Genomic DNA, 328 nt, shown 5'->3' with positions numbered 1-328 from the left:
CTGACCGGCGGGAGGCCATTCGTCACGAGCGGCGACAGCGTAGCGGTGGTCGACATCACCGGATTTGCGAGCGCCGCGCCGCTCATCGGAGACTTGGTCGAAGGCGTAGCCGGCACCGCCGAAGCGCGCATGGCCGCTCCAGGCAATGACTTGCTTGCGCCGCATAATGGTCGCGACGCCTGGATCTCCACGTTTGGCGGGATACGCTCCCAGGGCAGTTCCGGCGCATCGGCCGGGTTCAGCGAGGCGCTGGGCGGTGTCGTCGCCGGCGCCGAGAGGCGATCGGGCGACGGCTTCCTGGGCGGCTTACGCCTGGGCGGGGCCGCCG

At 70.7% G+C, this 328-nt stretch carries 1 protein-coding gene; it reads left to right on the top strand.

Annotated features, from left to right (window positions below):
* The coding region (locus EN852_RS41420; protein WP_210238318.1) for a hypothetical protein at positions 1 to 328 on the top strand (328 nt) is incomplete at both ends.

Origin of the sequence: Mesorhizobium sp. M2E.F.Ca.ET.209.01.1.1, from assembly GCF_004010375.2 — a bacterium.
Classification (GTDB): Bacteria; Pseudomonadota; Alphaproteobacteria; order Rhizobiales; family Rhizobiaceae; genus Mesorhizobium.
This window is presented reverse-complemented; position numbering and strand designations above follow the sequence as displayed.